Raw genomic sequence first — 22,577 nt, 5'->3', positions numbered from 1 at the left:
TATTTGCTCTTTCCTGACACCCCCCTATGCAAACTCTCAACTCCAAGAATCTCGAAATCACACCGCCCTCGGTTCAAGAACCGTTTCTGACAATTGAAAACGTCTCGAAGTCCTATCCTACCCAGGACGGTGAACCTTATCTGGTGCTGAAAGATGTGAATCTGACGGTGCGGGAAGGCGAGTTTATCTGCGTCATCGGTCACTCTGGCTGCGGTAAATCGACGCTGCTCAATATGGTGGCAGGCTTTAATCAGCCCACCGAAGGCGAAATCCGGCTGCAACAAAATCGCATCACCAAGCCTGGACCCGATCGGATGGTGGTGTTTCAAAACTATTCGCTGCTGCCCTGGAAGACCGCATTCGAGAATATCTATCTGGGCATTAACTCGGTGTGGCGCAAAAAGCCCAAAGCCGAGAAAGAAGCGATCGCCCGCGATCACCTGAATATGGTGGGCTTGGGCGAAGCCGCAGACAAAAAGCCAAAAGCCTTGTCCGGCGGCATGAAGCAGCGCGTCAGTATTGCCCGTGCTCTGGCACTGCGTCCCCAAGTGTTGATTCTGGATGAGCCGTTTGGCGCACTCGACCCGATTACCCGCGAAGAACTCCAGGACGAACTGCTGAAGATCTGGACGGAACACCGCACCACGGTTCTCATGATTACCCACGATATTGACGAAGCTCTGCTGCTTGCCGATCGCGTCGTGATGATGACCAACGGACCCGCTGCGACGATCGGCGAAATTCTGGAAGTGCCTTTTGCCCGTCCGCGCAACCGAGTCCAGGTGATCGAAGACCCGCGCTACTACGATCTGCGGGCTCAGGCGATGGAATTTCTCTACCGCCGCTATGCTCACCTCGACTAGCTGTAGGGTGGGCACTGCCCACCAATTTCTGTCCTTGCTTGCTACCAATCCTGATGTAAGGACGGTTCGCGAACTGCCCTTATGAAATCTGCGGTTCTTCCTCCGCGAACTGAGATTATTCGTCCAGAACTCCCTGCCGCCTTCCCCATGTCTACCCCGATCAAAACCCTCTGCCCCTACTGCGGCGTAGGCTGCGGTCTCGAGGTTGTCTCTAGCGAAGCCTCCCAGCCGTCTGCCCCTGCTTCTACCTACAAAGTCCGGGGCGATCGATCCCATCCTTCAAGTCAGGGCATGGTGTGTGTCAAAGGCGCGACCGTTATGGAGGCGATCGACCGCGATCGGTTGCTGTATCCTCTGTGGCGCGAATCGCTGGATCAGGAATTTCGGCGGATTAGCTGGGAAGAGGCATTTCAAAAGATTGTCGATCGGATTCAGACCATCCAGCAAACCCAGGGCAAGGATGCGATCTGTGTGTATGGCTCCGGGCAGTTTCTCACGGAGGACTACTACACGGCGCAAAAGCTGGTGAAAGGCTGTCTTGGCACGAATAACTTTGATGCCAATTCGCGGCTTTGTATGTCGTCAGCGGTGGCGGGTTATCTACAAAGTCTGGGTTCCGATGGTCCGCCCTGCTGCTACGACGATCTAGAGCTGACGGACTGCGCTTTTATCGTGGGCAGCAATGCCGCCGAGTGTCACCCAATCGCCTTTAATCGGTTCCGCAAACACCACAAACGCAATCCAAACGTTAAACTCATTGTCGTTGATCCCCGCTGCACAGAAACTGCCGAAGCTGCTGATCTGCACCTGCCCATTCGACCGGGAACAGATATCGATTTGTTTAACGGCATGGCGCATTTGCTGAAGCAGTGGGGCTATGATCAGCCGGAATTCATCGCTCAGCATACGGCTGGTTTTGCGGCATTCGAGGAAGTGATGCAGCACTATTCGCCGCAGGTCACTGCCGAGCGCTGTGGCATCTCGGTCGAGCAACTAGAGCAGGCGGCTCGGATGTGGGGCGAGTCCAATCGCGTCCTGTCGCTCTGGTCGATGGGCATGAACCAGTCTAGCGAAGGCACGGCGAAAGTTCGCAGCCTGATTAATCTGCATTTGCTCACCGGACAAATTGGCAAACCTGGAGCCGGACCCTTTTCGCTCACTGGGCAGCCCAACGCAATGGGCGGACGCGAAGCAGGCGGACTGTCTCATTTGTTGCCGGGCTATCGCTTTGTGATGAGCGATCGACATCGGGCGGAAGTCGAGCAGGTCTGGAAATTGCCTGCCGGAAGCATTTCACCTCATCCCGGACGCACGGTTTGGGATATGATTACCGGGCTGGAAACCGGCGAGGTGGGTTTAGTCTGGATTGCTGCGACCAATCCGGTCGTCAGTCTACCCGATTTGGAACGGGCTAAGTTTGCCTTGCGTCGATCGCCCTTCACGATTTATCAAGAGGCATATTACCCCACTGAAACCGCCGCCTATGCTCACCTGCTGCTGCCTGCCTGTCAGTGGAGCGAAAAAACAGGCACCATGACTAACTCCGAGCGGCGGGTTACTCTGTGTTCAGCCTTTCGTCCCGCTCCCGGTGAGGCAAAGCCCGACTGGGAAATTTTTGCAGAAGTGGGGCGGCGGCTCGGCTTTAAGGAGCAGTTTGCGTTTGAATCGGCGGCTGACGTTCACGCAGAATTTGTACGGCTTACCCGAAATCGCGTGTGCGACATGACGGGCATTAGCCACGATCGCCTGCAAACTGAAGGACCGCTTCAGTGGCCCTTGGCTGAGGGACAGTTGGTTTCAACGCCGCGCCTCTATCACGATTTACGCTTCCCCACCCCCGACGGACGCGCCCGCTTCGGAGCATCCTATTCGCGAGGTTTAGCAGAACCACCCGACGAAAATTTTCCTTACGTGCTGACCACCGGCAGGCTCTACGGTCACTGGCATACCCAGACCCGCACCGGACGCATCGAAAAAATCCGTCAGATGCACCCTGCGCCGTTTATTGAAATCCACCCCCGCGACGCGGCTCAACTCGAAGTGAATGACGGTGAATGGGTCGAAGTTCGATCGCGCCGAGGCATGGCTCGTTTTCCCGCTAAAGTGACCAAGGCGATCGCCCCAAGAACGCTGTTTGTGCCAATGCACTGGGGCGAACTCTGGGCAGACCAAGCCGAAGCAAATGCCCTTACTCACCCAACTGCCTGCCCCGACTCAAAACAGCCGGAGCTAAAAGCCTGCGCCGTGCAGCTTATTCCCATTCGCCAAGCCGAATCTTTGCATCCATTAGAAGCAGCTACAGATCTTCTTTCCGCAACATCACCTCTGACTCCTTCCCCATTGCCCCGTGTTCACTAATCACTAATATTGATTGTCATTTGCGGCATACCGGGGAAGGAGGTTCAGGGAAATTACAGTTCCCTTAACTTCGCGTCAGATACAAATCGGTTTTGCTCTAATAGGATGAGCTATTAGAGGTTCTGTAATTTCAACTAATTTTAAGTATCAATTACACAAGAAAGTTCTGTTTTTTTCATCGAATTTTTGTTGACTCTAGGCTTAGGTTTATTCTTTCTAGCTATTAATGTCCCTAAACTAAACGGTAGGCAGAATAACAAGTTGCCTAGCCGAATGGATTAAAACATCTGTTTTTACAGATCTGCTTGAGTGCCCTCATTCCTTTGCCTTTATTCCTCTGATTGTTGAAGTCGTAAGTCAGGTGTTTACCCGCCCCAGAACCCTGAACTTTGGCTCAAATCTACGCATACAACTTGTAAAATTTGGAGATATCCGGTATGGCAATTGCTATCAAACAAATTTTGTTAGGGGCGGCTGTATGCCTAAGTGCAGGGGCAATTGTTAGCCCCTCTAACGCTGCAACGTTGACTCCGAGAAATATCATTTTCGACACATCTAACTACAGGACTTATACAGGTGGCTCTAACGGGATTTTTTCTAGCAATCATGCTGGTGCTGCCATCGCAGCCCTACAGGACAGCAACCCCACTTCTAACGTAGAGCTATGGGCTTCCACTGAAAATCCCACTGCTAATGTTGGTTTCAGCAGCACACTGGGCAAATACAATGTCACCGTTCAAAGCGTTACAGCAGCCGACTGGGCAGTATTTGGGAATCAGTGGCTCACTGATTTTCTTGCATCGAGTGCTCAAATCACCCAGATGTGGTCAATGCTAACCTTGTCTCAACAACGAGATGCCCGGTCTTCTCTGCTCTCATTGGGTTTGCCTAGTTCTGGCGATCCAAATGTAGGATCGCTCACCCTGGATAGTCTGACAGGGCAGTTGAAGCTAGACTTGATTGGGCATCTAGACCTGAGACCACGAATTTTGGCAAGGCAATACAGCATGGGGAACACTACCTGGGACAATATTTTGCTTAGGTTTGCCGGCAGAACCCAAAGTGCTATCCAGGCTAGTGAAATTGCGAAGGTGACGATCGGTAAGGATACGTACTACGCCTACAGCTTCAATGCAACTTCAACCGGAGTCTCTACCAATGACGGCAGCGAGTCCTACACAGGTCGCTACACCTGGACAAAGACCTTAGCTCCTTCCCCCAAATCGACCCCAGAACCTTCTGTAATTGGATCGCTGATCGTTGCGGGTGGTCTTGTTGCCTCACGTAAGCTGAAGACTGCCGCATAGGTAAACGGCAATAGCCTACATCTCGCTCAAAACAGGTTGAAACATGGGTTGTGAGAAATGCACCATCGAGGTACGTTTTTCGCAACCCATTCGTTTTTGATTCCTACTCTACGCAGTCACCTCAGACGGGGAACTGTTTCGCACGGTTGTATCTGGCAGTCCACCCTGCATTCGGCTGAAATAGCCTAGCAAGTTTTCAAGCTGCTGATCGGGTTTGAGAATACCCAACCCGCGCACCGTCACTTTGCCGGGAGTGTAGACAAAGCGGGTTTGCAGGTGGGCAGGCAGATTTTCGCGCAGCAGATTCCAGGCGGGTTCCTCCATTGGGGTTTCCAGGACGACGTGCTGTTTGCCTTCGGGTTTGATGCGGCTAAAGCCGAGCGATTTTGCTACCTGTTTCAGTTCCATTACTTTGAGGAGCTGCTGGGCGGCGGAGGGAATGGCTCCGTAGCGATCGACCCAATCCGCTCCGATTCTTTGCAGTTCCAGCGGAGACTGGGCGGCTGCCACCATGCGGTAGGCACTCATTTTTTGATCGAGATCGGCGATGTAGTCAGCGGGAATGAATGCCGTGATGTTGAGATCAATTTGGGTATCGTCGACCTGCGGGATTTCCTGACCGCGAATTTCTTTGATTGCTTCTTCCAGCATTTCCATATAAAGGTCAAAGCCGATCGCATCCATTTGTCCCGACTGCTCTGCGCCGAGCAGATTACCTACTCCCCGGATTTCCATATCGCGGACGGCAAGCTGATAGCCCGATCCGAGCTGGGTGAATTCCTGAATGGCGCGGAGTCGCTGTCTTGCGGTATCAGTGAGGGCAGACTGACGCGGATACAGCAGCCAAGCGTGTGCTTGAATTCCGGCGCGTCCCACCCGTCCCCGAAGCTGATAAAGCTGGGACAAACCGAACTTTTGCGCGTCTTCGATCACGATCGTATTCACACGCGGAATATCCAGTCCAGACTCGATGATTGTGGTACAGACCAGAATGTCGGCTTCGGCGTTGTTGAACGTCACCATCATCGCTTCCAGTTCGCCTTCCTGCATTTGACCGTGGGCGATCGCAATTCGCACCGAGGGAATCATTTCCCGCAGTTTGCCTGCCACTTCTTCGATGCCTTCTACCCGCGGAACGACATAGAAAACCTGACCCCCACGATCGAGTTCCTGCCGAATGGCAGTTCGTACGACTTCAGGATCGTATGCCGCAAGGTGAGTTTTGATCGGGCGACGAGAAGGGGGCGGCGTGGTAATCAAGCTCATTTCGCGCACGCCAGAAAGAGCCATGTACAGAGTACGCGGAATCGGAGTCGCGCTCAGCGTCAGCACATCGACCTGAGTTTTGAGGGATTTGATTTTCTCTTTCTGGTTGACGCCAAATCGCTGTTCTTCATCCACCACGAGCAAGCCCAGCTCCTTGAACTGAATGCCTTTGCCCAAAAGCTGATGCGTTCCTACCACAACATCAATTTCCCCAGTCGTGAGCCGCTGCTGAATCCCCTTGCGTTCTTCGGGACTACGGAAGCGGTTGAGCAAGCCCACCTGGATTGGGTAGGGAGCGAAGCGTTCCTTGAGCGTGTGGTAATGCTGCTGCGTCAGGATGGTGGTGGGGGCGAGAAGGGCGACCTGCTTTCCGGCAGTGACCGCCTTGAAGATGGCGCGGATTGCCACTTCAGTTTTGCCAAAGCCGACATCGCCGCAGACCAATCGATCCATCGGGCGATCGCTTTCCATATCGCGCTTGACATCCTGGGTTGCCTTAAGCTGATCGGGCGTGGGCTGATAAGGAAACGACTCTTCCAGTTCTTCCTGCCAGGGCGTGTCGATCGGATAAGTGAATCCCTGCTGCTGGGCGCGCTGGGCATAAAGCTGGAGCAGATCGACAGCCACTTTTCTGACGGCTTTTCTGACCTTGCTCTTGGTCTTTTCCCAGGCTTTGCCCGACATTTTATTCAGTTCAGGAGCCTGATCTCCCGCTGTCCGATAGCGTGACAGAGCACTGAGCTGGTCGGCAGCGATTCTTAGCAAGCCGTCTGCATATTGCAGCACCAAATACTCGCGGGTTTCACTATTGATCGTCAGGCTTTCCAGCTTTAAAAAGCGACCGACCCCATGATTGCGGTGAACGACATAATCGCCCAGCTGAAGCTTATTCGGGTCTACCTGCTTGGAAGCTGCCTGTCTGCGCTTGCGGATGTAGGTCGGCGTGGTAAGGCTCTGCTGTCCAAAAAACTCGCGATCGGTGACAACTACAAGGCGAAATGTCGGCAGAATAAAGCCTTCCAGCTCCGCCAGACCGGAATACTTGACGGCAACCGGAGTGCGCTGCGTTTGAAGCTTGTCGATCGCCAGAAAATCCCTTGGATTCGGAACAAACTGCGCCGGACAGTCGTGCTCCTGCAACAACGCCACCGATCGCGACGGCTGCGCCGACACCAGCCACACGGCAAACCCCCGATCGCGTTCTTGCCGAATCGTTTCTGCTAGCCTGCCAAACTGATGCGGAATTGCCGGAACCGGCCGACTCGCCAGATTCAGCGTTGAGGATGCCCCGTCTTCTGCCAGTTCGGTCAGGTGCAGGCGATCGAAGGATTCCAGTAACACCAGTGAATCTTCAAACGATCGGTGGATTTTGGGCAGTTCATATTCTGCCTCTTCCTTAGAATTGACTTCGCGCCACAGTTCCTCGGCGTGTTCGTACCAGCGATCGCTGTGTGCCCGACACAAATCCGGCTCATCGATGCCAATCAGCGTATCGGGCGGCAGATAATCAATCAGCGAAGCAGGCTGATCGAATGCGACTCCCAGAAAGCGACGAATTCCTTCGGGAGCCTGTCCCTGCTCTAGCCGCTCCAGTTCTTCTACCGATAGAAAGGGCGCGATGTGGGTCAGTTTGTTCGAGGTGGAGTTGCCAATCTCCAGTGCGCCCAGAATTATCGGTGTGAAATTGGTTGCGGTGAGCAAGAGGCGATCGGTGCCCTCAAGGGATCGCTGTGTGGCGGGGTCGAATTCGCGGATTTGATCGAGTTCGTCGCCGAATAGTTCCAGGCGCACGGGCAACTCTGCCGCCACCGGAAAGATATCAATAATGTCTCCGCGACGGCTCCACTGTCCCTCGGTCTCTACCAGCGAAACTCGCTCATAGCCCAGTTCTGCGACCTGTTGGCTGAAATCTTCCAGGCTCAGATCCATGCCCTTCATCAGCGTCAGGCAATAGGGACGGAAAGCTTCTACAGGGGGAAGATGGGGTTGTAAAGCACGTTCAGTAGTGACGATCGCTACCGGGGGATGCTGTTTCCCAGACTGCATCTGCTCCTGCAAATCGGCAAGCACCTGGAGCTGACCCCAGAGCATTTCGGCTTCCGGGTCAAATGGGTCATAGGGAGCCGCCTCCGAGGTGGGATAAAAATAAACCGACTTCCAGCCCATCGCCTCAAGCTGCGCCGCCCAGCGTCCTGCCTCTTCCAATGTTCCGGCAATCATAACAAGACTGCGATTCTGCGCTTGTGCCAGAGCCGAGGACACCAAGCCTTTCGGCAGGCGTGAAATCCCACTGAGGCGAACGAGGTGCTGCTGGTCGAGCTTGGTCAACAGGTCAGCGGTGAGGGGCGATCGTCCGAGGGCGCGGGTAATAGAAGAGAATGCCATAGCAGGTCGGTGAAAGCGGATGGGTGCAAGAAGAGCGGAGCAGAAAATCGAATCGACAGGTGCAGTTTCGATCTCTACTATTGTAGAAGTCTGTAGAAGTCTGGATAGGCGAAGGCTGAGAGATTCTCCTAGCTTCTCTCCGACGGTACAAATTCTGTCCTCGATTTATGCCTTCGATTCATGCCCTCGATCTGAGAATGGTAAGTTTTATCTATTACAGTACGCTTTGCGATCGGAAAATTTGCTTCTAAGAAAATTTTTGATGAGTTGGAAATCTCTTGCGTTGTCCCCTAAATCCGCTAATTTTGGAAGACTTGGAGACCGGAGGAAGTTTTAGATTTTGTATCTCCCAGAGAACTCGTTACCCTACCTTGATCCAAACTGTGCAAGCATTCTCATCCCCCGATAAACGATCGGTTACGCTGCGCTAACACATCCTACGATTCCCGTTCCCCTTCTTCCCATTCCCTCATCGCTTCACCCACTTGCCCCGCCACTCATCCACCCCTCCTTCCCCGAAACAATGCTGCTCGAAGTCCTGACCATCCTCCTGCTTATACTGGCAAACGGCGTTTTTGCGATGTCAGAAATGGCGATCGTTTCTGCTCGTCGTGCCCGCTTGCAGGAACTTGCTGAACAGGGCGATCGACAGGCGCGGGCGGCGTTGGCTCTCGCAAATTCACCGAATCGCTTTTTATCCACGGTGCAGGTCGGCATTACCCTGATCGGAATTCTAGCGGGTGCATTTGGAGGAGCAACGCTATCGCGCAGTTTTGCCGGATACATCGCACAAATTCCTGGCGTCGGGCAATACAGCGAGGCGATCGCCTTTGGGCTGGTGGTGATGGTGATTACCTACCTGTCGTTGATTGTGGGCGAACTGGTTCCAAAACGGCTGGCACTGCATAGCCCCGAAAAGATTGCCTCCTCGATCGCCCAGCCGATGCAGTGGGTAGCAAAACTCGCTTCGCCGATCGTCACCCTGCTCACAAGTTCAACTGAATTGGTGCTGCGGCTACTGCGGGTCAACCCTAATGAAGGCGAGCCGCTCGTCACTGAAGAAGAAATTAAAGTGCTGCTGCGGCAGGGGGCACAAGCAGGCACGTTTGAAGCCTCTGAGCAAGACATGGTGGAGCGAGTGTTTAGCCTGGGCGATCGGCAGGTGAGTGCGATCATGACGCCGCGCCTGGATATCATCTGGCTGGATATGAATGACTCTTATGAGATCAATCGCCGCAAGATGATAGAGAGCCACCACAATCGCTTCCCCGTTTGCCTGGACTCGCTCGACAACGTGCTGGGCGTGGTCTACGTCACAGATATTTTGAATCGCAGTCTCTCCAATCACCCGATCGACTTTACTGCCCTGCTGCGTCCGCCCCTATTTGTGCCCGAAAGCACCCGCGCTCCCCGCGTCCTGGAACTATTTAAGCAGCTCGGAACTCACATCGCTTTTGTGGTAGACGAATACGGCATCACCCAGGGCATTGTCACCCTGAATGACGTCATGGAAATCATCATTGGCGATATTCCCTTTGCCGATCAGCCCCAGGAAGCCGAATTCATTCAGCGCGAAGACGGTTCCTGGCTCATTGATGGAATGCTACCCATCCACGAACTGAAGGAACTGTTTGAAATCAACGAGCTGCCCGGAGAAGATCGTGGCAACTACCAAACGATGGGCGGCTTTATCATCACCCAACTCGGACACATCCCCAAATCATCCGATCATTTTGAGTGGGAAGGCTTCCGGTTTGAAGTGATGGATATGGACGGAAACCGGGTGGATAAGGTGCTAGTGATACCGCCGGGGAAAGTGGGCGAGCCAGGAGCAGGAGGTGAGTAAGGGACGACCTACCCTTCCTGCCCTCTCACTTTGCCGTAATGGGCTTGAAACCATTTATAGGTTTGCTCAATGCCTTCCTTAAGGGAAGTCTTGGGCTGCCAGCCAAGCTGCTGTAAGCGAGTGGTGTCCAGCAATTTACGAGGCGTGCCGTCGGGTTTGGTACTGTCGAATTGCAGTTCGCCTCTATAGCCGACGATCGCTTGAATCGTCATTGCCAGTTCCCGGATTGAGACTTCTTCACTAGTACCGACGTTGATAAAGTCCTGCTCGTCATAGTGCTGCATCAGAAACAGCAGAGCATCGGCCAGATCATCAACAAACAGAAACTCGCGCAGGGCAGTTCCCGTGCCCCAGATTTCGACAGCGGGAGCATGGTTGAGCTTGGCTTCGTGGAATTTGCGAATCAGGGCAGGCAAAACGTGGGAATTTGCCAGGTCAAAGTTATCGTTGATGCCGTAAAGGTTGGTGGGCATGGCGGAGATAAAGTTAGCTCCGTACTGACGGCAGTAGTTTTCACAGAGCTTCAGTCCAGCAATTTTGGCGATCGCATACGGTTCATTCGTCGGCTCCAGGAAGCCCGTCAGCAGATAGTCTTCGCGCATCGGCTGGGGGCAGAGTTTGGGATAAATGCAGGACGACCCCAGAAACAATAATTTCTTCACGCCTGACTGGTAAGCACTGTGAATCACGTTGGCTTCCAGCATCAGATTGTCATACAAAAACTCGGCGCGGTAGGTGTTATTTGCCCCAATGCCGCCCACCTTGGCAGCCGCCAGGAAAACGTATTCGGGACGCTCCTCCGCAAAAAAGGCTTCAACCTCGGTCTGTCGCCGCAAATCGAGTTCTCGACTTGTTTTCAGCAGCAGGTTGGTGAAGCCATTGGCTTGCAGCACCCGCACGATCGCACTTCCAACCAGTCCGTTGTGTCCGGCAACGTAGATTTTTGCGTCTTTATTCATCACATTCACGGCAGTTAGCGAGAGATTCACCTGGCAGTTTTCGTTCCAGTCAAAACTAACACAGCCTTTTATGCAAATCCGGAAATTGACCTGCATGTACTGACTGGGAAAGCTATGAACGGAAACTACAGCGCATCTCCAGAGTTCCCAGGGATTGCTGAAATCGCTCTTGGCTTATACCTAGATTTGATTGGCAATTGCCCCTGCCAGAGCTGCCGAAATGGCTCCCGTTGAGACCGTCAAAAACAGCCACCAAGCGGCAATCGTCGCTGCTTTTTGAGTCGCCTGAAGCTGCTCTTGGGTTTGTGTCTTGAGCGTGTCGGCAGTTGCTTGAAGGGTTTGCTGCACTTGCTCAATCTGCTGCATTGATCGATCGCGCAAATGATCGACCTGATCCACAACCGTTCGATTGAGATCTGCCATACCAGACTGATTCACCAGGCGATCGAGAGTTTGGCGAATGTGCAATGAGTCTATCCCGTCTTCGGGCAACAGGTCTTTTCCTCGCATCAGTGCCATTGCCAGCATCGCTAAACCTGTTCCGGCAGGAAGCTGATTGCCCACTTGCTGAAGCAGTTCGGGGAGTTGCTGCATTACCCGCTCAACGGCAGCATTGTCGGTGAAGGAGCTGGGAAGCTGTTCGGCTAGTGTCTTTAAAGCAGTCTCCGTAACCTGTTGAATCGCTGGATTGGATGCAGCAGAATGTTCACCAACACCGTTTCTTTCATTCTCTTCAATTTGATCCTCGCGATCATCCTGATTCGATCGCCGGAATTCATTCCAGGTCTTCTCAATCTGATTCAAAATCTTTTCGCGCTGCTTTTCGCCCAGGTCTTCACGATCCATTAGCAAACGCATTGCTGTCGTTCGATCGACCTCAGGAATCAGGGCTAAATCAGGCAGGACAAATTGGGCAGCGTCCAGGATTTCTCGCAAGCGGCGATCGACTCGTTTCGCGGTCAGTCTATCCGTATGCTGAAGGAATTGAATAAGCTGCTGCTGAACGAGGGTCAGGGTCGAATCGGTTTTCGACAACTGCAAGGCTGTTTTTTCTTGAACAGTTTTTTCTTCCGCTTTTTCTTGGGCGGTTGGTTCTTGATAATGCAGTCCTGGAACCGCCGATTGCTCCGCAGTTTCCGCAAGCGTGAATCGTTGAAGCTCCGCTCGAATTAAAGACTGGAGCTGTTCTGGCTCAAAGGCTGCCTGAATTTCCTGACGAACCGTTGCCAGCATCTCAGTTTCGGTTACAGGGACGGGTTCCGCTGGGGTAAACAGCGCGCCGATCGGATGAATCAGTCGCCGAAATCCGCCCGTCGTGATGCTCAGCAGCGACCCAACAACAGAACTTACCGCCGTTGAGCTAAGCCAGATCAAAATCAGTAAATAGGCAGACCAGATCACAATCCCCTCGATCGCCCCAGTTATCGGACTTTGAGCCTGACTAAATCGCGCTGCTAAAAAACAGGCGGCAAACAAAACCGTATTCACCGTCAGCAAAACGCCAAAGCCTGCCCAAAATCCAAGCTGAACCCCAGAGGATTCCGCAGACGCTGGCTCACTCGCGATTTCTGGCTCTACGGCGTTGGATTCAGCAGAATTCAGTTCTAATTCCTGGCTGAGATCTTGCTCTAACTCCTGATGTGCAGCTCGATGAGCACTGGCTCGAATGGCTAAAACCGACATTCCGATCGCCACGCCTAAACTGGTCAGCAAAACCTGAAGCGCAAACGCGACCAGCAACCCAACAACGATCGCGGTTAAAAGCTGCGTCCAGACCGAACCGCCAAATAGGATTGTTTGACTGCCCTCAATCACGATCGCCACGCTCCACAGATCAAGCTTCCAGACCACCTTTCCACGTTAGCTAGTCTAAACGCGGGTGTCGTCTGGCAGAATGCAGATTTCAGCGTTCCTGATTCGCATTGCCGCCTTCTGACCACCACCCTGTAAAATAAAAAACGGTCAATCGGCAGGTTTGGGGTAAGTTCAGCATGGTTTCAATTTCAGACTGCATGGAGAAATTACGCGATCGAGGCGAATGTGCGCTGATTCCCTTTATTACCGCAGGCGATCCCGACCTGGACACCACCGCAAAAGCACTGCAAATTCTCGATCGCAGCGGAGCCGACTTGATTGAACTAGGCGTTCCTTACTCTGACCCGCTTGCTGATGGTCCTGTCATCCAGGCGGCAGCAACTCGTGCCCTGGCAAACGGAGTCCGGCTAGAGCAAGTGCTGGAGATGCTCAAAACTGTGCGTCCTCAGCTTCGGGCACCGATCGTCCTGTTTACCTACTACAACCCAATTTTGAATCGCGGCATTGCCAACTTCATGCATCAAGCAGCAGCGGCAGGCGCAAATGGACTGGTGATTCCCGATTTGCCGCTCGAAGAAGTCGATGAAGTCTTAAAAGCCGCCGCTGATGCCGGAATCGAAGTCACTTTGCTGGTCGCCCCCACCACGCCCAAAGACCGGATTGCCACGATCGCGGATCGCTGCCAGGGCTTTCTTTATCTGGTTAGCGTCACCGGCGTCACTGGAGTTCGCACCACAATCGAATCCCGGGTGCAGGAACTCTTAACCCAGCTTCGTGAAGTCACCGATAAGCCGATCGGAGTCGGGTTTGGCATCTCCCAGCCCGAACATGCCCGCCAGGTCATGGAATGGGGCGCAGATGCCGTGATCGTCGGCAGTGCCTTTGTCAAGCGCCTCAGCGAAGGCTCCCCCAAACAGGGTTTACAGGCGATCGAATCTTTTTGCCGCAGCTTAAAGCAAGTCATTAAAAATCGAGACTGATATTCTGTATCCTCATGCGGTAGAAATGGTGTTCGATCTCCCGATTCCCTCATCCCCTACCCATCCACCTTCAACAAAACCGATCGCCCCTTGCACGAGAGCAGTAAAATAGATCGGTCGCATTCTCCACAAAGCCTTGATAGAACGGTACACCCTGCCCGAAATGGGCGAAATTTGGACAGAAACCTACAAGCTCAAAACCTGGCTTCAGGTTGAAATCGCCGCCTGTGAAGCGCAGGCAGAGCTAGGCTACATTCCGGCAGAGGCAGTCGAGACGATCAAGGCAAAGGCAAATTTTGACCCAAAGCGCGTCCTCGAAATCGAAGCTGAGGTCAAGCATGACGTGATCGCCTTCCTGACGAACGTGAATGAATATGTTGGCGACGCAGGACGCTATATTCACCTGGGCATGACCAGTTCGGACGTGCTGGATACTGCACTTGCGCTTCAGTTGGTTGCCAGTTTGCAGATTATTCAGTGCCGCGTCGAGGATTTAATTCAGGCGATTCGCTATCAGGCACAGCAGCATCGCGATACGGTGATGATCGGTCGATCGCACGGCATTCATGCTGAACCGATTACGTTTGGCTTTAAGCTAGCGGGCTGGCTAGCAGAAATGCTGCGGCATCGCGATCGCCTCTCACAGCTTTATCCTCGGATAGCAGTAGGCAAAATTTCGGGCGCGGTCGGAACCTACGCCAACGTTGACCCGCAGGTAGAGGCGATCGCCTGTCAGAAACTTGGCCTGGAGCCTGATCCCGCTTCGACCCAGGTCGTTTCCCGCGATCGTCATGCGGAATTTGTGCAGGTGCTGGCGCTGGTTGCCGCGTCGATCGAGCGATTTTCTGTTGAGATTCGCAACCTTCAGCGCACCGATGTGCTGGAAGTGGAAGAGTTTTTCTCAAAGGGACAGAAAGGCTCTTCTGCCATGCCCCACAAGCGCAACCCGATTCGATCGGAGCGGTTGACCGGAATGGCACGCATTATTCGGGGTCACGCCGTTGCCGCGCTGGAAAACGTCGCCCTCTGGCACGAGCGAGATATCTCTCACAGTTCGGTGGAGCGGGTGATGCTGCCCGACTGCTGCACTCTGATGCACTTTATGCTCATGGAAACGATCGATCTGGTGAAAAATCTGCTGGTCTACCCGGAGAATATGCAGCGCAACATGAACCGCTATGGCGGCGTAGTGTTTAGCCAGCGAGTTTTGCTTAAGCTGGTCGAAAAAGGCTTAAACCGGGAAGCTGCTTATGCGATCGTCCAGTCCTGCGCCCATACGGCCTGGAACACCGAAACCGGAGACTTTCATGCCCTGATTGCCCAGGATTCGCGGGTGACAGAGCATCTCTCGCCGGAAGAAATCGAGGAATGCTTTAATCCGCAGCACCATCTGCAAAACCTGAACACGGTCTATCAGCGATTGAATATTTAAATCGGGTGGTAAAAGTAGGGCAGTAAAAGTGGGACAGTCATAAAGGTAAGGGCGGTTCGCAAGCCGTCCCTATAGGGGCTATCACACTGCTCCATTTTTTTGCTCAACTACTCACAACTCGATTGCGTCCCAGCGATTTAGCGCGAAGCAGGCGATCGTCTGCCCGTTGCAGCAGGCTAAGGCCTTTCGGATCATCTTCCGAATCCAGCGTAGCAGCTCCAATACTGACGGTGATCGTTAGATCCAGCGTGTCGTCGATCGCAAAGGGCTGAGCGTTGATGATTTGACAGATTCGGTTTGCAATCATGTCAGCTTCTTGGGCGCCCGTTTCGCTGAGGATAATCACAAATTCTTCGCCGCCATAGCGGAAGGGCGTATCGTAAAACCGCAGATTGTGCCGCAGCCGTGCTGCCAGGACTTTTAGAGCACGATCGCCAATTAAATGTCCATAGGTGTCGTTGATCAACTTGAAAAAATCTACATCCAGCATGATCAGGCTAATTAGCCCTCGGCGTTCGCGGGCGTTCTGGATCTGGCGCGGCAATTCCCATTCAAAAGCGCGGCGATTGTTCAGTTCCGTCAGCGGGTCGAGTAGGGCGATCGCCGACAGCACATCGTTAGCCCGAATTAGCTCTCGATAGTTTCGCACTTGCCGCAGTCCAACCTGAATTTGTGCCGTAATTAAAGAACGCCATCCGGCTTGCTGAGAAGTTTCCCGATTGAGCGGAATGTTCAGGTAAGCATCTGCTCCTGCGGCTAACGCTTCGGCTTGTTTTTTAGCGTAATGAACTGCCGCCTCGCCGTCAGCAGAATCGATCGTCATCTGGGAGACTGCATCAGAGCTATCCTCCAGCACAAAGCAATAAATCCAGGCAAGACGACTTTGCGATTTGAGCTGTTCACAGAGGGAAAGGCTTCCTGGCTGTCCGGCTTGGATTACGAGCAGATCGGGCTGCTGCGCCTGGATAAGCGGAAGTGCCTCCTGAGGATTTGGAGCAACTTCGATCGCAAACGCATTCAGCTCAGAAAGGAGACGAAGCAAGGCAAGTCGGAAAGCATCACTCCCAATTAAAAGTATTGAAGCGTCCATCCCTGAATCACGCGAAAACGCTAAAAAGTTTGGTAGGATGATGCACCCGTAACCTCCTAAATTCATACTGCACCACATTCCTCAGGTACGAATCCGGCTGCTGAAAACCCAAAATCTGATGCTTATTCCTGTTCCCAGCTTACTCCGGCTGAATCAGTGATACATTCGAGATTTTGCTAATTTCGAGGATTAACAAATCTTCATCCGGCTCGTTGAACCGCTCCAAACAAATGTTGAATCAACTGAATCAACGGGCGAGTGCCAGGAATGGAAAACTTTGCTGCTCAAGTTTTGCGAATGGGTTTTGCCCAATCAGCCGAACTGTATAGCTGAATGAGTCCAGCCGAATCATGTCACCGAATTGGTTTTGCCGAATTGGTTTTGCCGAATCGGGCAGGATGAATAAGAATAGAGATCTTGAAGTCTACACCACGGCGGTCGAAAGTCCATGTCCACTCCTCTTAGCGGCGCACAAATTCGGCAAACGTTTCTTAATTTTTATCAGGAGCGCGGACACCAGATCCTGCCCAGTGCCTCCCTGGTTCCAGAAGACCCGACTGTGCTGCTGACGATCGCCGGAATGCTGCCGTTTAAGCCCATTTTCCTGGGACAGCGCACCGCTGAGTTTCTCCGCGCCACCACGTCGCAAAAATGTATTCGCACCAACGACATTGAGAACGTGGGACGCACCGCCCGCCACCACACTTTCTTTGAGATGCTGGGCAACTTCAGCTTTGGCGACTACTTCAAGGAAAAGGCGATCGCCTGGGCATGGGAGCTTTCGACTCAGGTGTTTGGACTGCCGCCGGAACAGTTGGTGGTCAGCGTCTTTCGCGAAGATGATGAGGCTTATGCCATCTGGCGCGATCAGGTTGGCGTTCCGACTCAGCGCATTATCCGCATGGATGAAAAAGACAACTTCTGGGAATCGGGTCCGACGGGTCCCTGCGGTCCGTGCTCAGAGATTTACTACGACTTTCACCCAGAACAAGGCGATGAGGCGATCGATCTCGAAGACGACACCCGCTTCATCGAGTTCTACAACCTGGTGTTCATGCAGTACAACAAGGACATCCAGGGCAAACTCACCCCGCTTCAGGCGCAGAACATCGACACTGGACTGGGACTGGAGCGAATGGCACAGATTCTCCAGCGCGTTCCCAATAACTATGAAACCGATTTGATTTTCCCGATTATCAAAACGGCGGCTGAAATTGCGGGAATCGACTACGCCACAGCAGACGAAGAAACGAAAGTTTCCCTCAAGGTGATCGGCGATCATATCCGGGCAGTGGTTCACATGATCACAGATGGGATTAACGCATCGAACGAAGGACGGGGCTATGTGCTGCGGCGACTGATTCGGCGAGTGGTGCGACACGGCCGCTTGCTCGGGATCGATCGCGAATTCACAATCGACGTAGCAGAAACCGCGATCGCCCTGGCAGAATCCGCCTATCCGGGTGTGCGGCAGCGCGAAAAGTCGATCAAAGCTGAACTGCAATTGGAAGAAGCCCGGTTCCGCACCACGCTCGATCGCGGCGAAAAGCTTTTGGCAGATCTGATTGCCAAATCCACCGGCACAATTTCCGGCGAGGATGCCTTTGTGCTATACGACACCTACGGTTTTCCGCTGGAGCTAACGCAGGAAGTCGCAGCCGAGAAAGGTTTAACGGTTGATGCGGCAGGCTTTGAAGCCGAAATGGAAAAACAGCGAAATCGATCGCGGGAAGCGCATGAAACGATCGATCTCACCGTGCAAGGTACGCTGGATACTTTGGCGGAGGATCTGCACGAAACCGAGTTTTTGGGCTATACAACATCAGCAAGTAAATCCACTGTGCGGCTTTTGCTGTTGGGCGGTCAGCCGATCGAAACGGCAACAGCGGGAACGGAAGTTCAAATCGTGCTGGATCAAACGCCGTTTTACGCAGAATCCGGCGGACAGATTGGTGATAAGGGCTACCTGACAAGCACAGATACCGTCATTCGCATTGAGGATGTCAAAAAAGACGGCGCGTTTTTTGTTCATTTCGGGCGCGTCGAGCGCGGCACGCTCAAGGCTGGTGATCTAGTAACCGCTCAAATCGATGTCTCCTGTCGGCGACGGGCACAGGCAAACCACACCGCAACCCATTTGCTGCAGGCTGCGCTGAAAAAGCTAGTGGATGACAATATCGGTCAGGCAGGATCGCTCGTCGCGTTCGATCGCCTCCGGTTTGACTTTAATCTGAATCGTCCAATTACGCCGGAGGAATTGCAGCAAATCGAAGAGCAGGTGAATAGCTGGATTGCAGACGGTCACGCAGCGCACGTTGAAACCATGCCGCTTGCAGAAGCGAAGGCAAAAGGCGCAACGGCAATGTTTGGCGAAAAGTACGGCGACGAAGTACGGGTGATCGACTTTCCGGGCGTGTCGATGGAGCTGTGCGGCGGTACTCACGTTGCAAATACGGCGGAAATTGGCTTGTTCAAAATTATTTCTGAGTCGGGTGTTGCAGCAGGAATTCGCCGAATCGAGGCGGTTGCTGGACCTGCGGTGCTGGAGTATCTCAACCTGCGCGATAAAGTGGTGCGGGATCTGAGCGATCGATTCAAAGTCAAGCCTGAGGAATTGCCCGATCGCGTCACTGCCCTGCAAACAGAACTCAGAACTACGCAAAAACAGCTCGATCAGCTCAAGTCCGAACTGGCTCTAGCAAAATCAGATCAGCTTTTGGGTCAGGCAGAAGCAATTGATGGATTTAAGCTGCTGGTAGCAGAACTGCCCGGAGTCGATGCCGAGGCACTGAAAACCGTAGCCGAACAGCTTCTTCAAAAACTTGGTGAAGGCGCGATCGTCCTGGGCTCGGCTCCCGAACCGAATAAAGTAAGCCTGGTGGCAGCTTTCAGCAAAGGCGTCAACGACAAAGGACTTCAGGCAGGCAAATTTGTGGGAGCGATTGCCAAAATCTGCGGGGGGGGCGGCGGCGGCAGACCCAACCTTGCTCAAGCAGGCGGACGCGATGCCAGCAAACTTCCCGAAGCTTTAGCAACTGCCCGTCAAGAGCTGAAGTCTGCGCTGTAATCGGTCAGAAAACCTTAAATCAGCCATCCTTCTTTTGGTGGGGTGGCTATTCTTTTGAATGGTTCTTAGAGGATCAGAAGATTAGCTTGCTTCCTATGCCTGCTTTCCAGGAATGACGATCGCCGCTGCTCATCCGCAAATAATCAGCAAAACCACAACAAAACGATCGCTCCTGATAAAAATGCGGCAACTTCTGGGCAAGCTAACGTGAAGTTTATTCAGAGAGCGGACGAGACTGGGCTGAAGGTTCTGCCGCCTGGAAAATTCCTTGAATCTGGCTGACTCCCTCTATAGAATGAGCTGAGGTCAGGATTTGGACTCACTTCGATTTCAGCTCGATCCGGCATCTCGGATGATCTTTACGGCTCTGCTCTTTACGGCAAGTGGTTTATGACTGAAGCACAACGTCCATTCACCCCGCCTTCTGCTCCGCGTGTGCCGCCGCCGCCCCCGCCCCGTCCTGCTGCCCCGCCTGCTCAGCCCCATCTTCAACCGCCTGCTGAAGCGACACAGCAAATTCCCGCGCAGACCATGCCGCTGCCGCCTGCCAATCCTGCCGCGCCCGGAATGCCTCAAGCCCGTCCTGTAGCTCCGCCTCCTCCTAACCAGCCGCCCCGTGTCCCGCCTGCGCCACCGCCAGGTATGAAAGGAGCAACCCGCAGCAAACTGGCTCCCGGACAGCCTACCCTGGCGCAAATCGTACGGGAAGCGTTTGACAAAGGCTTTTCGGATATTCATGCCGGCGTGGGAGAGTCGCCGCGCTTCCGCAACCGGGGTGAAATCGACAAAACAGACTATCCCGTTACGGATCAGGAAACCTTCTTTAGCTGGCTGAAAGAGATTCTCAGCGACGAAGAAATTCAGCGATTTCAGAACACGCTCGACTTTGACGGCGCAACCCAGTACGAGTTTGCCCGCGTCCGAATTAACATTTTCGATTCGCTGCGCGGTCCGTCAATGGTGATGCGTCTGATTCCGCTCAAGATTCTGACGATCGATCAGTTAAACCTGCCGCCTGTATTCCGCGACGTTTGCCACTATCACAAAGGGTTGATCCTAATCACAGGACCAACCGGATCGGGTAAATCAACGACGATGGCGGCAATGATCGACTACATCAATTCTGAGATGCCCAAAAACATCATCACCATCGAAGACCCGGTGGAATTTGTGCATCAAAGCAAACGATCGCTCATTAAGCAGCGCGAAGTCGGCATTCATACCCACCAGTTTGATACCGCTCTGAAAGCTTCGCTGCGGGAAGACCCGGATCTGATCTTGATCGGAGAAATGCGCGACAAGGAAACCGTCAACACTGCGCTAAAAGCAGCCCAAACCGGACACCTGGTGATGGGAACGCTGCACACGAACAGTGCCGTGAAGACGATCGAGCGGATTCTCAACCTGTACGAACCTGATCAGCAGGCTCCGATGCGAATTGCGATCGCCGAATCTCTGGTTGCCGTCATCGCGCAAGGACTGTGCCGCACTACGGACGGAAAACGCGCCGCCTTTCACGACATCATGATCAACACCGACGCGATTAAGGACTACATTCGTCGGGGCGAAATTGATGAAATCGAGGCAATTATTCCGCGCTGTACGTTTGACGGGATGTGCTCGATGAATCAGTCGCTCTACAAACTGTACGAAGCCGGGCGAATCACCGAAGAGACTGCCCTGGAACACTCGCCGAAACCCAATGAAATGGCGCAAATCCTGCGCGGACGGGTGTAGCGCAAATAACGATCCTCTGAAACCAGGGCGATCGTCATTTGAGGGGGTGGCATGATGGAGAGGCAGAGCATTCCCAACAGAAACACCAATGACTTTGCCTCCCGGCCCCACCACTCCCCGCGTTGTGCGAATGATTCGGCTGATCACGCAGCCGCTTGACTATCTGGAAGCGTACTATCGCGCTTACGGAGATATTTTTGCAGTGGGCTGGCAAAAGCCGCCTGCCGCCGTGTATGTGAATCATCCAGAAGGCATTCAGCAGATTTTTACTGCTAGTCCTGCGCTATTTCAGGCGGGTTCTGGAGGGGCAGTGCTGCGCGATTTGCTGGGAGATTCTTCGGTGCTGCTGCTGAATGGCGATCGTCATACCCATCAGCGCAAACTCTTGATGCCTCCGTTTCATGGCGATCGGCTCAAGGCATACAGCAAACTGATTTGTCAGATTACCGAAGAAGTTGCTGCATCCTTGCACGGCAGGCAGTCTTTTCAAGTACGACCCCTGATGCAGGAAATCACACTGCGCGTTATTTTGCAGGCAGTATTTGGCTTACAGTCGGGTGAGCGATTCGATCGGCTAAGGGTATTGCTGAATGAACTGCTGGAATCGCTAGGTTCTCCGATCGGGGCGGCATTGCTGTTCTTTCCGGCTCTGCGGCAGAACTGGGGACGCTGGACACCCTGGGGCAAATTTTTGTGGCTCAAGCAGCAGGTCGATCGCCTGTTGTATGACGAAATCCACGATCGCCGGAAAAATCCTGACCTCACCCGGACCGACGTTCTGACGCTGCTGCTCTCTGCCCGCGACGAAGCCGGACAGCCAATGAGCGACACGGAACTGCGTGACGAACTGATTACGCTGCTACTGGCAGGACACGAAACGACGGCTTCCGCACTCACCTGGGCACTCTATTGGATTCATTCACTGCCGGACGTGGAACGCAACCTGCGATCGCAACTCCAATCCCTCCATGGGGATGACCTGGGGGATGACCCGGAGCAGATCGGTCGTTTGCCCTATCTCACTGCCCTTTGTCAGGAAACGCTGCGGCTCTATCCCGTCGCCTTAACTGCCGGAGTGCGGATACTGAAGGCTCCTTATAAAATCATGGGCTACGAGCTGCCTGCGGGAACGGCGCTGTTTCCCTGTACCTACCTGGTGCATCACAACGAGGCAATCTATCCACAGTCCAAGCAGTTTCGCCCAGAGCGGTTTCTGGAGCGATCGTTTTCCTCGTCTGAGTTTTTGCCCTTTGGCGGCGGACACCGCTACTGCATCGGCGCAGCACTGGCACTGCTGGAAATGAAGCTAGTTCTCGCGACGCTGCTGCAAGGGCGGAGGTTTGAGCTGCCGCCTCAAAAAGCGATCGAGCCTGTGCGCCGGGGGTTGACGCTTGCGCCTCCGGGTCATTTCAGACTGCGCGTTCAGAACTTGGTCGATCTTGAACGAGAAGTTTTGATTCGGTGAGACAAAT

At 53.5% G+C, this 22,577-nt stretch carries 13 protein-coding genes; 9 read left to right on the top strand and 4 right to left on the bottom strand.

Going from position 1 to position 22,577, the window contains the following annotated elements; genetic code table 11:
- Positions 1–26: 26 nt before the first annotated feature.
- The 3 genes from NDI45_RS14655 (at position 27) to NDI45_RS14645 (ending at position 4,528) form a co-directional block, all read left to right on the top strand.
- Complete coding sequence (locus tag NDI45_RS14655; RefSeq protein WP_348247765.1) at positions 27–863, top strand: nitrate ABC transporter ATP-binding protein; 837 nt, start codon at positions 27–29, stop codon at positions 861–863.
- Positions 864–1,010: 147 nt separating this feature from the next.
- Positions 1,011–3,221, top strand: a complete 2,211-nt coding sequence (locus NDI45_RS14650) for a nitrate reductase (protein WP_348247804.1) — start codon at positions 1,011–1,013, stop codon at positions 3,219–3,221.
- Between the two features lie 437 nt (positions 3,222–3,658).
- Positions 3,659–4,528 (top strand): NF038130 family PEP-CTERM protein, encoded by an 870-nt coding sequence (locus tag NDI45_RS14645; RefSeq protein WP_348247764.1) that lies wholly within the window; start codon positions 3,659–3,661, stop codon positions 4,526–4,528.
- A 108-nt stretch (positions 4,529–4,636) separates the two neighbouring features.
- Here NDI45_RS14645 and mfd read toward each other — a convergent pair whose 3' ends face one another.
- The gene (gene mfd, locus NDI45_RS14640; RefSeq protein WP_348247763.1) at positions 4,637–8,179 is read right to left on the bottom strand and encodes a transcription-repair coupling factor; all 3,543 of its coding nucleotides are present in this window, start codon (positions 8,177–8,179) and stop codon (positions 4,637–4,639) included.
- A gap of 523 nt (positions 8,180–8,702) precedes the next feature.
- Between mfd and NDI45_RS14635 the strand changes: the two genes are divergently transcribed.
- Positions 8,703–10,025, top strand: a complete 1,323-nt coding sequence (locus NDI45_RS14635) for a hemolysin family protein (RefSeq protein WP_190789582.1) — start codon at positions 8,703–8,705, stop codon at positions 10,023–10,025.
- An 8-nt stretch (positions 10,026–10,033) separates the two neighbouring features.
- Here NDI45_RS14635 and NDI45_RS14630 read toward each other — a convergent pair whose 3' ends face one another.
- Both NDI45_RS14630 and NDI45_RS14625 read right to left on the bottom strand, forming a co-directional pair.
- Positions 10,034–10,984, bottom strand: a complete 951-nt coding sequence (locus NDI45_RS14630) for a GDP-L-fucose synthase (RefSeq protein WP_348247803.1) — start codon at positions 10,982–10,984, stop codon at positions 10,034–10,036.
- A gap of 180 nt (positions 10,985–11,164) precedes the next feature.
- Positions 11,165–12,835 (bottom strand): hypothetical protein, encoded by a 1,671-nt coding sequence (locus tag NDI45_RS14625; protein ID WP_348247762.1) that lies wholly within the window; start codon positions 12,833–12,835, stop codon positions 11,165–11,167.
- A 140-nt stretch (positions 12,836–12,975) separates the two neighbouring features.
- On the opposite strand from NDI45_RS14625, the gene trpA reads away from it, so the two are divergent.
- Positions 12,976–13,779, top strand: coding sequence for a tryptophan synthase subunit alpha (trpA, locus tag NDI45_RS14620; protein ID WP_190791707.1), 804 nt, complete (start codon positions 12,976–12,978; stop codon positions 13,777–13,779).
- A 136-nt stretch (positions 13,780–13,915) separates the two neighbouring features.
- Entirely contained in the window at positions 13,916–15,211 is a 1,296-nt protein-coding gene (gene purB / locus NDI45_RS14615) for an adenylosuccinate lyase (RefSeq protein ID WP_348247761.1), read from the top strand.
- Positions 15,212–15,314: 103 nt separating this feature from the next.
- Here purB and NDI45_RS14610 read toward each other — a convergent pair whose 3' ends face one another.
- The gene (locus tag NDI45_RS14610; RefSeq protein WP_348247760.1) at positions 15,315–16,253 is read right to left on the bottom strand and encodes a diguanylate cyclase; all 939 of its coding nucleotides are present in this window, start codon (positions 16,251–16,253) and stop codon (positions 15,315–15,317) included.
- Between the two features lie 496 nt (positions 16,254–16,749).
- On the opposite strand from NDI45_RS14610, the gene alaS reads away from it, so the two are divergent.
- From alaS to NDI45_RS14595, 3 genes are all read left to right on the top strand, one after another.
- The gene (alaS, locus tag NDI45_RS14605) at positions 16,750–19,368 is read left to right on the top strand and encodes an alanine--tRNA ligase (protein ID WP_348247759.1); all 2,619 of its coding nucleotides are present in this window, start codon (positions 16,750–16,752) and stop codon (positions 19,366–19,368) included.
- Between the two features lie 390 nt (positions 19,369–19,758).
- Positions 19,759–21,105 carry a type IV pilus twitching motility protein PilT gene (locus NDI45_RS14600; RefSeq protein WP_190791703.1) on the top strand — a complete coding sequence of 449 codons (1,347 nt, stop codon included), beginning with the start codon at positions 19,759–19,761 and terminating at the stop codon, positions 21,103–21,105.
- A gap of 88 nt (positions 21,106–21,193) precedes the next feature.
- Complete coding sequence (locus NDI45_RS14595; protein WP_348247758.1) at positions 21,194–22,570, top strand: cytochrome P450; 1,377 nt, start codon at positions 21,194–21,196, stop codon at positions 22,568–22,570.
- Positions 22,571–22,577 lie beyond the last annotated feature (7 nt).

Origin of the sequence: Leptolyngbya sp. GB1-A1 (assembly GCF_039962475.1) — a bacterium.
Lineage (GTDB): Bacteria > Cyanobacteriota > Cyanobacteriia > Elainellales > Elainellaceae > Leptolyngbya_A.
The sequence above is the reverse complement of the archived record's forward strand: the minus strand, read 5'-3'. Positions and strand labels throughout refer to the sequence as shown.